Source organism: Streptomyces sp. RPT161 (assembly GCF_027533845.1).
Lineage (GTDB): Bacteria > Actinomycetota > Actinomycetes > Streptomycetales > Streptomycetaceae > Streptantibioticus_A > Streptantibioticus_A silvisoli_A.
On the sequence record NZ_JAPZVN010000028.1, the window covers coordinates 1 to 14,429 of the forward strand.

Annotated in this window: 11 protein-coding genes; 5 read left to right on the forward strand and 6 right to left on the reverse strand. The window is 71.8% G+C overall.

Features of this window, described 5'->3' with window-relative positions:
- Nucleotides 1-3,199, forward strand: a 3,199-nt coding sequence (locus O5O46_RS31955) for a Pls/PosA family non-ribosomal peptide synthetase (RefSeq protein ID WP_269859140.1), incomplete at its 5' end; no start/stop codon positions are given.
- 108 nt (nucleotides 3,200-3,307) lie between these two features.
- Here the strand turns inward: O5O46_RS31955 and pgm are convergent.
- Both pgm and O5O46_RS31965 read right to left on the reverse strand, forming a co-directional pair.
- Nucleotides 3,308-4,954 carry a phosphoglucomutase (alpha-D-glucose-1,6-bisphosphate-dependent) gene (gene pgm, locus O5O46_RS31960; RefSeq protein WP_269859141.1) on the reverse strand — a complete coding sequence of 549 codons (1,647 nt, stop codon included), beginning with the start codon at nucleotides 4,952-4,954 and terminating at the stop codon, nucleotides 3,308-3,310.
- A gap of 167 nt (nucleotides 4,955-5,121) precedes the next feature.
- Nucleotides 5,122-6,417: an ATP-binding protein gene (locus tag O5O46_RS31965; RefSeq protein ID WP_443072677.1), complete on the reverse strand. Its 1,296-nt coding sequence runs from the start codon at nucleotides 6,415-6,417 to the stop codon at nucleotides 5,122-5,124.
- 110 nt (nucleotides 6,418-6,527) lie between these two features.
- Between O5O46_RS31965 and O5O46_RS31970 the strand changes: the two genes are divergently transcribed.
- The 4 genes from O5O46_RS31970 to O5O46_RS31985 all read left to right on the forward strand — a co-directional run bounded on the left by O5O46_RS31970 (nucleotide 6,528) and on the right by O5O46_RS31985 (nucleotide 11,816).
- Complete coding sequence (locus O5O46_RS31970) at nucleotides 6,528-7,790, forward strand: MFS transporter (RefSeq protein WP_269859143.1); 1,263 nt, start codon at nucleotides 6,528-6,530, stop codon at nucleotides 7,788-7,790.
- 309 nt (nucleotides 7,791-8,099) lie between these two features.
- Nucleotides 8,100-9,173, forward strand: a complete 1,074-nt coding sequence (locus tag O5O46_RS31975) for an iron ABC transporter substrate-binding protein (protein WP_269859144.1) — start codon at nucleotides 8,100-8,102, stop codon at nucleotides 9,171-9,173.
- Between the two features lie 38 nt (nucleotides 9,174-9,211).
- Nucleotides 9,212-10,744 (forward strand): ABC transporter permease, encoded by a 1,533-nt coding sequence (locus O5O46_RS31980; RefSeq protein WP_269859145.1) that lies wholly within the window; start codon nucleotides 9,212-9,214, stop codon nucleotides 10,742-10,744.
- A gap of 1 nt (nucleotide 10,745) precedes the next feature.
- A complete protein-coding gene (locus O5O46_RS31985; RefSeq protein WP_269859146.1) occupies nucleotides 10,746-11,816 on the forward strand; it encodes an ABC transporter ATP-binding protein in 1,071 nt (356 codons plus the stop codon).
- Between the two features lie 118 nt (nucleotides 11,817-11,934).
- Here the strand turns inward: O5O46_RS31985 and O5O46_RS31990 are convergent, their stop codons facing one another.
- The 4 genes from O5O46_RS31990 to O5O46_RS32010 all read right to left on the reverse strand — a co-directional run bounded on the left by O5O46_RS31990 (nucleotide 11,935) and on the right by O5O46_RS32010 (nucleotide 14,417).
- Nucleotides 11,935-12,342, reverse strand: a complete 408-nt coding sequence (locus O5O46_RS31990) for an STAS domain-containing protein (RefSeq protein ID WP_269859147.1) — start codon at nucleotides 12,340-12,342, stop codon at nucleotides 11,935-11,937.
- Nucleotides 12,343-13,125: 783 nt separating this feature from the next.
- Nucleotides 13,126-13,539: a DUF3052 domain-containing protein gene (locus O5O46_RS32000; RefSeq protein ID WP_269859148.1), complete on the reverse strand. Its 414-nt coding sequence runs from the start codon at nucleotides 13,537-13,539 to the stop codon at nucleotides 13,126-13,128.
- A gap of 111 nt (nucleotides 13,540-13,650) precedes the next feature.
- Nucleotides 13,651-14,025, reverse strand: a complete 375-nt coding sequence (locus tag O5O46_RS32005) for a hypothetical protein (RefSeq protein WP_269859149.1) — start codon at nucleotides 14,023-14,025, stop codon at nucleotides 13,651-13,653.
- 206 nt (nucleotides 14,026-14,231) lie between these two features.
- The gene (locus O5O46_RS32010; RefSeq protein WP_269859150.1) at nucleotides 14,232-14,417 is read right to left on the reverse strand and encodes a hypothetical protein; all 186 of its coding nucleotides are present in this window, start codon (nucleotides 14,415-14,417) and stop codon (nucleotides 14,232-14,234) included.
- Nucleotides 14,418-14,429: the final 12 nt, after the last annotated feature.

A 14,429-nucleotide genomic window follows, 5' to 3' on the forward strand; every position in this document is an offset into this window, starting at 1 on the left:
GCTGGTCCGCACCGGCGGCGACCTGGGGCCCTGGCTGGTGGAACGGCGGATCACCGCGATCTCCACTGTGCCAACTCTGGTCGCGCTCTGGCCTGTTGAGTACCTGGAGCGGGTCCGGTTGGTGATCCTGGGCGGCGAGGCGTGCCCGCCCGAGCTGGTCGACCGGCTCTCCGCCGGACACCGCGAGCTGTGGAACACCTATGGCCCCACCGAAACCACCGTGGTGGCCTGCGCGGCACCTCTGCTGCCGGGCCAGCCGGTACGGATCGGCGCGCCGCTGGACGGATGGGACCTCGCGGTGGTGGACGGTGACGGCCACCCCGTCCGCTGGGGCGAGAGCGGGGAGTTGCTGATCTCAGGGGTCGGCACCGCGCGCTACCTGGACCCGGCGAAGGACGCCGAGCGGTTCCGTACGCACCCGGCCCTGCCCGGCGGACGCGTCTACCGCAGCGGCGACCGGGTACGTGCCGACCGAGAGGGCCTGGTCTTCCTCGGCCGCGTGGACGAGCAGGTCAAACTGGCCGGCCGCCGGATCGAACTGGGCGAGATCGACGCGGCGTTGCGGGCGCTGCCGGGGATCGCGGCGGCCGCCGCGGCCGTGCGGAGCACCGCCACCGGGGGACGGACGCTGGTCGGCTACCTGGTACCTGAACAGGCGCCGGGTACCACCGAGTTCGACACCGCCCTCGCACGCGAACGACTCCTGGAGCAGCTGCCGCACGCGCTCGTCCCCGTGCTCGCGCTCGTAGCCGAACTGCCGACCCGCACCTCCGGCAAGGTCGACCGCGACGCCCTGCCGTGGCCCGTACCGCTCGCCGGGACGAGCGGCGAAGGCGGCCCCGAGGCCTCGTTGACCGGCACCGAAGCCTGGCTCGCCGAGCGGTGGCACGAGGTGCTGGGCCTGCGAGTGTCCAGTGACAGTGACTTCTTCGCACTCGGTGGCGGCAGTCTCACCGCCGCCGCACTGGTGTCGGCGCTGCGCGAGCGCTACCCGGAGGTCTCGGTCGCCGACATCTACCGCCATCCCTCGCTGCGCGCACTGGCCGCACGGCTGGACGGATCGGCGCGGGGCTCCCGGTCACGACGCGAGGTGCGCCGGACACCACGCCGCACCGGATTCGTCCAAAGCCTCGTGCTCGCCGGGCTGTTCGCGGTGACCGGGCTGCGCTGGCTGCTCGTCCTGGCCGCGATCGACAACATCGCCGAACCGCTGCCGTGGGCCAGGCACACCTCGTGGTGGCTGGTCGCGGCCGGCTGGGTGGTGCTGTACAGCGCGCCCGCCCGAGTGGCGATCGGCGCGGGCGCGGCCCGACTGCTGACCCGCGGACTGCGCCCCGGCACCCATGCGCGAGGTGGCGGTACACATCTGCGCCTGTGGGCGGCGGAGCGGATCGCGGGCACGTTCGGGGTGCCCGCGCTGCTCGGTACCCCTTGGGCCAGCCGCTACGCCCGTGCGCTGGGGTGTGCCGTCGGCCGCGACGTGGAACTGCACGCCATGCCGCCGGTCACCGGGCTGGCCGAGTTCGGCGACGGCTGCGCGGTCGAGCGGGAGGTCGACCTCGCCGGGTGGTGGCTGGACGGTGACCTGCTGCGGATCGGCGCGGTACGCGTCGGCGCCGGTGCCCGGGTGGCCGCCCGCAGCACACTGCTGCCCGGCGCGGTGATCGGCGACCGGGCCGAGGTGGCCGCTGGATCCAGCGTGCACGGCACGGTGCCGGACGGCCAGTTGTGGGCCGGCAGCCCGGCCCGGCCCGCCACCGAAGCCGGGCGCGACTGGCCTGCCCCACGGCACGGCACCTCGCGCCGGTGGCATGTCGCCTACGGCGCCGGGCTGTTGGGGTTCGCCGTACTGCCGTTGCTGGCCGCACTTCCGGCGGTCGCGCTGCTCGGCCGGGTCGCGGAGGGCACGACCACGTTGACCGCCTTGCTCGGCGAACTCCTGGCGTGGGCGGCCCCGGCCACCGTACTGGTGACGGTCTGCTACGCGGCACTGCTGGCCGGGGTGGTACGGCTGGCCGGGCGGGGTCTCACCCCCGGCTTCCACCCGGCGCACGGGCGGGCGGCGTGGTGCGCCTGGGTGACCACCCGGGCCATGGACCAGGCTCGCTCGGTCCTCTTCCCCGGCTACGCGAGCCTGTTCACCCCGGCGTGGCTGCGGCTGCTCGGTGCCTCGGTGGGGCGCCGGGCGGAGGTCTCCACCGCGCTGGTGCTACCGCGGTTGACCACCGTCGGCGACGGGGCGTTCCTGGCGGACGACACTCTGCTCGCGCCCCTCGAACTGCGCGGTGGATGGATGTACTTGGGGCGCTCGTCGGTCGGCTCTCGCGCGTTCGTCGGTAACTCCGGCATCGTCGGGCCGGACCGCCACGTACCCGACCGGGCGCTGATCGGGGTGCTCTCCGACGCCCCCGCGCACGCCGAACCCGGCACATCCTGGTTGGGGCGGCCCGGCGTCACCGTGGCCAGGGCCACCGACGACGCCGACCCGGCCCGCACCTTCGACCCGCCCCGGCGCCTGGTCGTGGCTCGGGCTGCGGTCGAACTGTGCCGCGTGCTACCGCTGTTGTGCGCCGCCGCGCTGGCCGACCTGGTGTTCGTGGCGATGCAGGAGGCGGTCGACCGCCTGGGCCGGCTGGCCGCGGGCGCGGTCTGCGGTGCGGTCCTACTGGTGGCGGGAGTGGTCGCCTGCCTGCTCACCACCGCCGCGAAGTGGCTGCTGGTCGGCCGCTTCCGGACCGGCGAACACCCGCTGTGGAGCTCGTTCGTGTGGCGCAACGAACTGTACGACACCTTCGTCGAGTCACTGGCGATGCCGTGGTTGGGCACCGCCATCACCGGCACCCCGATGCTCAACGCCTGGCTGCGCACCCTCGGTGCGCGCATCGGCCGCGGTGTGTGGCTGGAAAGCCACTGGCTGCCGGAGACGGACCTGGTACGGCTGGACGACGCGGTGAGTGTCAACCGCGGATGCGTACTGCAAACGCACCTGTTCCACGACCGGTTGATGCGTGTCGACACGGTGCACGTACACCGCGGCGCCACCCTCGGCCCGAACTCCATCGTGCTACCGGGCGCGGCCGTCGGCACGGCGACCACGATCGGCCCCGCCTCCCTGGTCATGCGCGGCGAACAGGTGCCACCCGAATCCCGCTGGACAGGCAACCCGATCGCGGCGCACACCCCGGACGACGGCCGGTAGCCCGGCGTCGCGTACCGGCCCTCCCGAATCCGTTGGGGCTTCGGGAGGGCCGGCCGCATCGCGGATGCCGCGTTTCCCCAGCGGAGCCGCGCGGCGTCGGCGCGGCCGCTACCGCGCGCTGGCGAGGGCGGTCGACACCACGGACCTGGCTTCCTCCTGGACCTGGCTGAGGTGGTCGGGGCCGAGGAAGGACTCGGCGTAGATCTTGTACACGTCCTCGGTGCCCGAAGGGCGGGCCGCGAACCAGGCGTTGCGCGTGCACACCTTGATGCCGCCGATCGGGGCCCCGTTGCCGGGGGCCTCGGTGAGGACGGAGGTGATCCGCTCGCCCGCGAGGGTGTCCGTGGTGATCTGCTCCGGCGAGAGCTTGGCGAGGACCGCCTTCTCGGCCTTGGTGGCGGGCGCGTCGATGCGAGCGTAGGCCGGTTCGCCGAAGCGGTCGGTGAGGGCGTAGTAGTGCCAGGACGGAGACCTGCCGGTCACCGCGATGATCTCGGAGGCGAGCAGGGCGAGGACGATGCCGTCCTTGTCGGTGGTCCAGACGGAACCGTCACGCCGTAGGAAGGAGGCCCCGGCCGACTCCTCACCGCCGAAGCCGAGCGTCCCGGCCAGCAGTCCGTCCACGAACCACTTGAAGCCAACGGGTACTTCGACCAGTTGCCGCCCAAGCTCGGCGGCCACCCGGTCGATCATGCCGGACGACACCAGGGTCTTGCCGACTCCGGTGGTGCGCGGCCACTGGTCCCGGTGCGAGTACAGGTAGGAGATGGCCACCGCGAGGTAGTGGTTGGGATTCATCAGGCCGCCGTCCGGTGTGACGATGCCGTGCCGGTCGGCGTCGGCGTCGTTGCCGGTGGCCACCTGGTACTTGTCGCGCTGCGCGATCAACGAGGCCATGGCGTAGGGCGAGGAGCAGTCCATACGGATCCTGCCGTCCCAGTCAAGCGTCATGAAGCGCCAGGTGGGATCGGTCAGCGGATTGACCACCGTCAGGTCGAGCCGGTGCTGCTCGGCGATCCGCTCCCAGTAGGCGACCGACGCGCCGCCCATCGGATCCGCGCCGATGCGCACTCCCTCCGAGCGCACCGCGTCCAGGTCGACCACGCTGGGCAGGTCCTCGACGTAGCGCTCCAGGAAGTCGTACCGGCCGGTGGCCGGCGCCGAGAGCGCGCGGGCGTACGGCAGCCGACGTACGTCCTTGAGGCCGCCGGCGATCAGCTCGTTGGCGCGGTCCTGGATCCAGGAGGTCGCAGCCGAGTCCGCGGGGCCGCCGCTCGGCGGGTTGTACTTGAAGCCGCCGTCGGAGGGCGGGTTGTGGGACGGGGTGACCACCACACCGTCCGAAAGGCCACTGCTACGGCCCCGGTTGTGGGTGAGGATGGCGTGCGAGACGGCCGGTGTGGGGGTGTAGCCGTCGGCGCTGTCGATGAGCACTGTGACGTCGTTGGCGGCGAAGACCTCAAGGGCGGTCACCCGCGCGGGCTCGGACAGCGCGTGGGTGTCGGCGCCGAGGTACAGCGGGCCGTCGGTGCCCTGTCTGTCCCGGTAGTCGCAGATCGCCTGGCTGGTGGCCGAGATGTGGTCCTCGTTGAACGCCGTGGCCAGCGACGAGCCGCGGTGCCCGGAGGTACCGAAGGCCACGCGCTGGGCGGGGTCGTCGGGATCAGGGTGCAGGGCGTAGTACGCGGTAACCAGCCGGGCGATGTCCACCAGGTCGGACGGCTGTGCGGGCCGTCCCGCTCGTTCGTGCGGCATCCAGGCTCCTCCAGATCCGGTCCGGACATGTCATTTTTCCGGACGCCTGACCGTAGGATCCGCTTCGACACGGGTGCGGGGCGAGAGCGGCTTCCGGCCCGTCCCGGCGCGCCGTGCCGCTCGGCTGGACGCGAGCGAGGTCCCCGCGGTCGGCCGCCTTGGGCGCCTCAGACGCGGGCGGCCGCTCTGAGGTCACGGTCGAAGGCGCGGATGTCGTCCTCGGTGAGCGATGTACGGGTGTCGGCGATGGCCCGCAGATAGTCGCCGGTGAGCTGGCCCGGTGCCGGTGCTGACCGTGACTCCGCCGCCAGGTGCCGCTCGAAGGCGGTCTGCGCGGCGGTGCGCGCGGCGTACTCGATGTCGGCGGGGGTGAAGCGGTCACTGGCCTCGACCAGTGCCTCCAGGTCGACGTCGGCCGCCCGGTCCGGGCCGATGTAGCGGATCCAGATGGCCCGGCGGGCCTCGGCGTCCGGTGGCCCCACCGGGATCAGGTAGTCGAAGCGTCCGGGCCGCAGGAAGGCCGGGTCCAGGGACCGTACGGCGTTGGTCGCGCAGATCAGCAGTCTGCGGTCACCACGTCTGAACTGCGGGATGAGCTTCAGCAGTTCATTGGTCACCCGGTGCGCCAGGGTGGTGGGGTCATGCCGCTGCGAGGCGATCTCCTCCGCCTCGTCGAAGAACAGCACCAGCTGCTGCAAGTGCTCGACGCGCGAGAAGAGTTGGCGCAGCCCATCGGCCACCCCGTGTGCGTCCTCAGCGAGTTGGTAGGGCAGCACCTCGATGAACGGCCAGCGCAGTCGCGAGGCCACCGCCCGCGCGAAGGTGGTCTTGCCCGTACCGGGCGGCCCGAACAGCACCACGGCGCGGGGCGGCACCAAGCGGTAGTGCCGCGCGACGCCCGGATGCTCCAGCGGCAGTACCAGCCGTCGCTCGATCAGTGCCTTCTCCGCGGTCATGCCCGCGATGCCGTCCCACAGCCCGTCCTCCGGCACCGCGCCACCGAGCTGGTCGAGGATGGTGGCCTCCGCCGAGTCCGCGGTCAGCAGCTTCTCGAAGTACGTCAGATCGGGTCGGCCGGCGTAACCGGAGTGGATGAAGGAGTGCTCGCCGACCTCGCCCGGCGGCAGCAGCGCCCCGATGCGGCGCACCCCCGCCTGCGCCAGCCGCTCCTCAAGGGCGGCCAGCAGCGCCGATCCGATGCCGTGGCGGCGCCACTCACGGGCCACCGCAAGCCGCAGCACCCAGCCCCGCTCCTGCGCCGTCGAGGAGACCGCGGCACCGATGACCTGGTCGCCCACCACGGCCACCACGGCAGGCGCGCCCATCCGCAGGGCGCTCACCACTTCGGCGAGGCTCACCGCTGGGTCAGAAGTGCTGTCGCGCGACTCCTCCCAGATGCGCACCATCTGGTCCAGGTCGCCTTCCTCCAGGGTCCGAAGCCGCCAGGGCGTCATCACGGTCACCTCCCGGCCATTTTCCTCCACGTCACGGCCGCTGGCGCGCCGTGCGCCCGCCCCGTGCGGTGCCGGAAAATGCCGAGCATTACTCCACGCCGCTGCGTTAGCCTCCGGCCATGGCCGAACTCGCCGACCACGGGCCTGCGTTGGGCCGACCGCGTCCGCTGTGGCGTGACCGTGACTTCAGTGTCTTCTGGGCCGCGCAGACCCTCTCGGTCGTCGGCGACTCCTTCGCGCTGATCGCCCTGCCGCTGCTGGTGCTGCGGGCGACGGGGTCGGTGGCGCAGATGGGCCTGCTGACGGCGGTGGCTGGTGCGGCGTCCGTTGTCGCCGGTGTCTTCGCCGGGGTCGTGGTGGACCGGCTGGACCGCAGGATGCTGCTGGTCGTCTGTGACCTCGCCCGTATGGTGCTCTACGGGCTGGTCCCGCTGGCCTGGGCGTTCGGCCCGCACATCTGGCTGCTGTACGTGGTGCTGCCGCTGGGCGAGGCGGTGGGGATGCTGTTCTCCGTCACCTATGTCACCGCCGTACGGGCGCTCGTCCCCGGAGCCCGCATCACGCGGGCCAACGGCAGGCTGAACGCCACGGCCGCGGCGGCCGGAGTCGTCGGCCCGGTGTTCGCGGGGATGGTCGCGGCGCGCTTCGGTCCGAGCGCGGCGGTCGGCGTGGACGCGGCGAGCTTCGGGGTGTCGGCGGCCTGCGTGAGCTTCGTACGGTTCCGGGGGCGGCCGCGGGAGGACGAGCGGACCGGCGGCGGGACGCCGTGGCGGGAGCTGCTGGCCGGAGCGGCGTTCCTGCGGCGGCACCCCGTGCTGCGGACGCTGACCGTGCTGCTGTCGGTGTTCTGCTTCCTGACGCTCGGGCTGAACGACCTGATCGTCTACCGCCTCAAGCACGATCTCGGCCAGGGCGACGGAGCGGTCGGCACCGTCTTCGCGGTCGGCGCGGTGGGCACGATCACCGGGGCGCTGCTCGTCGCCCCGATCCGCCGGGTGCTGGGCTTCGGGATGACGTGGATCGGCGGCGTGGCGGTGTGCGGGCTGGCGCTGGCGGGCATCGGCTCGGCAGCTAGCGTGCCGGTCATCGGGGCGTTGGCCGCCGGGTTCCTGGGGTGTGTCAGCGTGGCCGGAACGTGCTCCATGTCGCTGCGGCAGGAAGTCACCCCGGACCATCTGCTGGGCCGGGTCACCTCGGCGTTCTGGACCATTCACTACTCGGCGGCCCCCGTGGGCGCCGCCGCCCTCACCTGGGCCGCGCAGCGCTGCGGTACGGCGGCGGTGTGCCTGGTCGCCGGGGCGTGCTGCCTGGTCACCGCGGTACTGACGCTGTTCACCCCGGTCCGTGCCCCCCGCCCGGAACACTCGGGCGATCCGGCCTGACCGGCTGCCGCCAAGGCGTCACGCTTGGATCACGGTTGGGAGGCGCGGGGGTGTGGGAAGGGTCATGCGGTGGTCAAAAATCGCTCCCCAAAACCGGGCGAACAGTTGCTTTTGGGCTGGGTGATGGCAGGAAACCGCTGTCCGGACTGGTGTGAAGCCAAGGGTTGCCTAAGTAAGGTACGCCTTGCTTCATTGGTCGGGTGTGTGCCGGGCGGGCGGGAAAGTCCGTGAAAGCGGTTGGGGCCGCGGCGCAGACCCAGGCGGGTTCCGTCGGTCGACGGCTCGTTTGCGTCTCACTTCGGAGGGCCCATGCCTGTCGTAGTTCCACGGTCCGTGCGCCGGACCACGGCGGTACTGGCGACTGCCGCCGCGTCGGCGCTGGTGCTGACCGGATGCGGTGGTTCGAAGACGCCGGGCAACTCCTCGTCCGCGTCGGGCGGGTCGCTCAACGGCCAGTCGATAACCCTGTACAGCGGCCAGCACCAGCAGACCGTGGACGAGTTGGTGAAGGGCTTCGAGTCGCGCACCGGTGTGAAGGTCAACGTCCGCTCCGGCGACGAGGCCGAGTTGGCCAACCAGATCCTCCAGGAGGGCGCCGCCTCGCCAGCGGACGTGTTCTTCGCGGAGAACCCGCCCGCGCTGACCACGCTGGAGGAGAAGGGCCTGCTGACCAAGGCCGACTCCAGCACGCTGGCCGCCGTACCGTCCGGCGACAGCTCGGCCAAGGGAGACTGGGTGGGCGTCTCCGCCCGCGAGGCGGTGTTCGCCTTCAACACGGGCAAGCTGTCCGCCGCACAGGCCCCCTCCTCGGTGAAGGACCTGGCCTCGGCGGCCTGGAAGGGCAAACTGGGCATCGCACCAAGCGAGACCGACTTCTCCCCGATCGTCACCAGGATGATCAAGGCCGACGGTGAGGCCGCCACCAAGTCCTGGCTGGAGGGCCTGAAAGCCAACAGCAAGGTCTACGCCAGCAACGAGGACCTGGTCGCCGCCATCAACCGCGGCGAGGCCGAGGGCGGCGTCATCGACCACTACTACTGGTACCGGCTGCGGGACGAGCAGGGCGCCTCCGGCATCCACAGCGCGCTGGCCTACTTCAAGCAGGGCGACCCCGGCTCGATGGTGGACGTCTCCGGCGCCGGGATCCTGGCAAACAGCAAACACCAGGCCGCGGCCCAGGCGTTCCTGGCGTATCTGACCAGCAAGCCCGCCCAGCAGATCATCGCCACCTCGCACAGCTACGAGTACCCGCTGGCCGCCGGGGTGCAGAACAACAAGGTCAGCCGCCCGCTCAAGGACGCCGGTGCGGTGGTCCCGGCCAGCGACCTCGGTGACGGCAAACAGGCACTGCAACTGCTGCAGAGCGTGGGCCTGTTGTCGTGAGCATCCTGCGTTCACTGACGCGGCCGAGCCGGCCACCGGTGTTCCGGTGGCCGGCCGGCCGCGTGCTGCCCGCGGTGGCCGGACTGGTCGCGCTGCTGGTGGCCTGCCCGTTGGTGTTCCTCGGCCTCCAGGCCGGGCAGTCCGGCTGGGCCACGGCGGCCCGTCTGCTGCAACGCCCCCTGATCGCCACCCTGTTGTGGCACACCGTCTCACTGACGGTGCTGGTCACCGCCGCCACGCTGGTAGTGGGCTTCGGCGCCGCCTACTTGGTGGAGCGCACCGACCTCCCCGGCCGCCGCGCCTGGACCGTGGCACTGGCGATGCCGCTGGCCGTACCGGAGTTCGTGCACGGCTACTGCTGGGTCTCGCTGTTCCCGTCGGTACAGGGCTACTGGGGCGCGGCGCTGGTGATGACCTCCTCGCTGTACCCACTGGTGTTCCTGCCGGTGGCCGCCACGCTGCGGCGCAGCGACGCCGCCGCCGAGGAGGTGGCGCGCAGCCTGGGACACGGCCGGTTGGCGACCCTGTGGCGCGTCACGCTGCCGCAGACCAGGCCCGCGCTGGCCGGGGGCGCGCTGCTGGTGTCGCTCTATCTGCTCGGCGAGTACGGCGCGTTCGCGATGCTCCGGTTCACCACCTTCGCCACCGCCATCTACACCGAGTACGAGACGGCCTTCGACACCGAGTCCGCCAGCGTACTGACCCTTGTCCTGGTCGCCCTGGCGCTGCTGGTGGTGACCCTCGACGCGCGCTCCGCACGCCGTGGCCGCGTGGTGCGCGAGGGCGGCACCGCACGCCCCTGCGCCCCGCAGCCGCTCGGCCACTGGAAGGCACCCGCGACCTCGGCACTGGCCGCGCTCGTCGCGGTGACGCTCGGGGTGCCGGTGTACGCGCTCGTCTACTGGACGGCGCGCGGCAACTCCTCCACCCTGCCGTCGACTTCCATCCTGTCGGCCACCGCCGCGACGCTGGGCTACGCGCTGGCCGCGGCGACCGCTGCCACCGCCGCCGCGGTGCCGGTGGCGCTCTACGCCTGGCGGCGGGCCACCCGACTGGCCCGGGCCGTGGAACGTGCCGTCTACCTCACCAGGGCGCTGCCCGGCATCGCGGTGGCGCTGGCCGTGGTCTTCTTCGCGATCCGCTACGCACCGGCCGTCTACCAGCAGCCCCCGATGCTTGTCGCCGGATACGCGGTGCTGTTCTTCCCGCTGGCGCTGACCGCGGTACGCGCCTCACTCACCCAGGTGCCGCACGGTGTCGAGGACGCCGCCCGCTCCCTGGGCGTGCGCCCGCTGGCGGTACTGGCCCGGGTGACGCTGCCGCTGATCCTGCCCGGCCTCGGCGCCGCCTTCGCCATGGTCGCGCTCACCGCCAGCACCGAACTGACCGCCACGCTGCTGCTGCGCCCGACCGGGACCGAGACGCTGGCCACCCAGTTCTGGGCCTACACCACCGATCTGTCCTGGGGCGCCGCCGCTCCGTACGCCGCCGTGATGACCGCCCTGTCCATCCCGGCCGTCGTGCTGCTCACCCGCCGCACCCTCGGCACCCCGCGAACCCGAAAGGCGTGAGATGAGCGGACTGTCGATCAGCAAGCTGCACGCGGCGCACGGTCACACCACCGTGCTGCGCGACCTCGAACTGACCGTCCCCAACGGCGCGCTGGCCTGCGTACTGGGGCCCTCCGGCTGCGGCAAGAGCACCCTGCTGCGGATCATCGCGGGCTTCCACCAGCCGGTCAGCGGCAAGGTCACGGTGGGGGAGCGCACCCTCAACGACGACCGCACCCAGATCCCCGCCGAACGTCGGCGCATCGGCTACGTACCGCAGGACGGCGCTCTCTTCCCGCATCTGACCGTCGCCGCCAACGTCGGCTTCGGGCTGCCCCGCGCCGAACGCCGGGAGCGGGTGGCCGAGATGCTCGACCTCGTCGGCCTGAACGGTCTAGCCGACCGGCACCCCCACCAGCTCTCCGGCGGCCAGCAGCAACGCGTCGCGCTCGCCCGCGCCCTGGCCCCAAGGCCGGAACTGCTGCTACTGGACGAGCCGTTCGCCGCACTGGACGCCGCCCTGCGCACCGAACTGCGCACCGAGGTCGCCACCACACTGCGCCGCGCGGGCGCCACCGCCGTCCTGGTCACCCACGACGTGGACGAGGCCCTTGCCTTCGCCGACGTCATCGCCGTGATGCGGGACGGTCGAATCGTCCAGGCCGACGCCCCGCACGCCCTCTACCACCGGCCCGCCGACACCGGCGTGGCGCGCACCCTCGGCGAGGCCAACCTGATCCCCGCCAAACTCGCCGCCGACCACGCCATCACCGCGTTCGGCGAACTACCGCTCACCGACGGCGCTTCCAACGGCACCGAAGACGCCGTCGTACTGCTGCGCCCCCAGCAACTCCGGCTGTCCGCCGCCTCCGGCCCGCACACCATCGAGGCCCGCATCATCAACTCCGGCTTCCGCGGCCACGACTACCGCCTCGAACTGGACCCCGCCGCCCGCCACGAACTCCCCACCCCCCTCATCGCCTACACGAGCGCCGACGCCCCACCGCCCACCGACCAGACGATCCACGTAGCGGCACACGGCACAGCGCATCCACTCGTCCCTGAACAGGCGCCCGTCTCCGCCACCGTGTAGGTGCCCGCCACACGAGCGTTGACGTGCGGCGCGGGGCGCCGCCGTTCTCGGAGCCAACGGCGCCGCGTGCTGTGACGGCGTGGGGGCGCGAACCGTTGGCGTGCGCCTCGCGGGCGGATCAGGCCACCGGCGGTGCGCCCTCCTCGACCCAGTCGGCGGTACGCCACTCCTGTCGCCTTTCGGCGCTCAAGGGCTGGTGAGCGGTGAGCGCGGTGGCCAGGTCGCAGTGCACGGCGATGGGCGGCTGCTCACCGGCTGGCACGATCGACCCGTCGGCGGGGATGGCGGCCAGCTCCAGCGGCCGGTCGTGCGCGGCGAGGCGGCGGGCGGCGTCGAGCACGGCGACCTGACCGGCGGGCGACCAGCCGTGCAACGCGGTGAGGTCCAGGATCACCGGCCCGGCACCGCGCGCCAGCGCCCATCCCACCGCCCCCGCGAAACGGGCGACCGCCTCGGCGCCCAGGTAGCCGGACAGCGACAGGATGCCCAGATCATCACGGTTGGTGTAACGCCACTGGATGGTCATACGTGTCTCACATGCCCTTTCGTTGCGCGGAGTTGCCGCGGACGGGCTTGCCACGAGGACGCCACTTCGACGACGCGGTCGGGCGGGTCGTCGGGGCCCGGCGCGCACCCGCGTCGTCCACGCGGTCGCGGGCATCGCCTGGTACCCCGGACCGGACGGTGAACGGCTGGGTGTGTGCGGCGAGTTGGCCGACAGCGCCGAGCGCGTCCAGTACTCGTAGCTGGTCGTCCCTGATGCCCGAAGCGATGACCTGATCCCACGCCTGCCCAGTTCGTCGACGGCGTCCCTGAGGACAAGAGTGCCGCTGGCATCGATAGTGGACATCCGCGACATGCGCAAGATGACCACGCGGGCATCGGCGAGTTGTTCTGGCTCCTCCAGCGCGGCCCCGCGGCTCGGGCCGAGACCTGTTGCGGCCCCTGGTGTGCCAGGCCCCGGGGGAGGCAGGCTGGAAGAGGGACGGCTGCCGAGGAGGCGGAACGGTGGTGGTGTCCGACGCGAGAACCCATCTCCACCTGCGGCCCTACACAGCCGAGGACGAGGTCTCCCCGTATCTGGCTGGCAGCGGAACCGGCTCCGGCCTGTACGGCTCGGCGATGGACCACCTCACACGACTCGGCGCCCGAGAAGTGATCCACTTTCCCCGGCGCCGACGAATCCGGCGACCCGGACCGCCGCCTCGCCCCGTCCGGGCTGACGGGGGTGGACCGCCTGTTCTCCTTCGAGGCGGCCGTGGCGGCGACTTCGCCAGAGTGAGGGCAACGTGGCCAGGGGCTGCGACCACTACCGCTTGGGGCTGGCGAGGCGGGTGCCCGACCAGTCCTTGCCGACGCTGATGGACTTGGTCTGGGAGAGGCCCGAGGTCTGGGCGCCGTCGCTGATGTCGCTGGGCTCGATGTAGCCGTCGCGTCCCGTCTTCGGAGTGAACAGCCAGATCATGCCGCCCTCCTCGAGCAGGCCCAGGGCGTCCACCAGGGCGTCGGTGAGGTCTCCGTCCTCGTCCCGGAACCACAACAGCACCACGTCGGCAACGTCGTCGTAGTCCTCGTCGACCAGTTCCCGGCCGATGATGGACTCGATCCCCTCGCGCAGGTCGTGGTCGACGTCGTCGTCGTACCCGATCTCCTGGACGACCTGCCCGTGCTCGAACCCCAACCGGGCCGCAGGGTTGGTCCGCTCGTTTCCTGATTCCGTCATCGCAGTCCCTTCGCGCAGGACGCGCCTGCCGCGCCCTTTCTGATAGCCAATCAGACATGCCCGGACGGCGGTGGCCAACTCACCGATCGGGCCGCACCGAGCGTGGGGGCGTCAGGACCGGACCTCCTCGCAGGCACGGCCGCGTAGTTGTGGTCCGCTGCCGGTGTGCTCCCACCCCTCGGCGCAGACCACCGCGTGGTTGGGCAGGTCACGCCCCACGGGCACGGTGTACTTCTGGTGGTAACCCCAGAACCCCGTCGGGCTGTTGGCGTTGAGCCCGCCACCGTAGATGTGGAAGTGGCCGGTGAAGTCACCACCCCACGTGGTGGACGCGCTCACCGCATCGACATGAAGACCGCGGCCGTCGACGCTGAGACACGTCCTGTCGTTGCACCCCGCGCCCCCCGCGAACGCGGACGGCGCGCCCGCCACCAGTGCCCCCGACGTGGCGATGCCCACCGTCACGCGGACGCACCAACGCCCCATCCCCGCAACCCTGTTCACCCGCGGCACCCCTCGGCTCGTGACAACTGCTGGGGGATCCTGCCAGTCCCGTCGGCAAACGGAACGTCTCTCCAACCGCGATTCCCCCCAAGGGATGACCGGCCTCCGTCGCGCGGCAGCAACTGCCACGTGCCGTCCGGTAGGCGCGGCTTGCGCGGTGCGTGGTCGGTCAGGGGTGAAAGCCACGCTTACTGAAGGTCGTCCAAGTCGTCCTGGTCGAAATAGGTGCCGTCATCGTCCGTCTGCCGGGCGCGCTGCTGCTCCTGCTGGCGCTGGCGCAGCTGGCGCTCCTGCTCTTGGGACGCGAGTGTCTCCTCGGTCATGTCCTCTATGAAGTCCGCATCGCTGTAAGGGTCGCGATCCCTGTTTGCCATTTCGGTCTCACT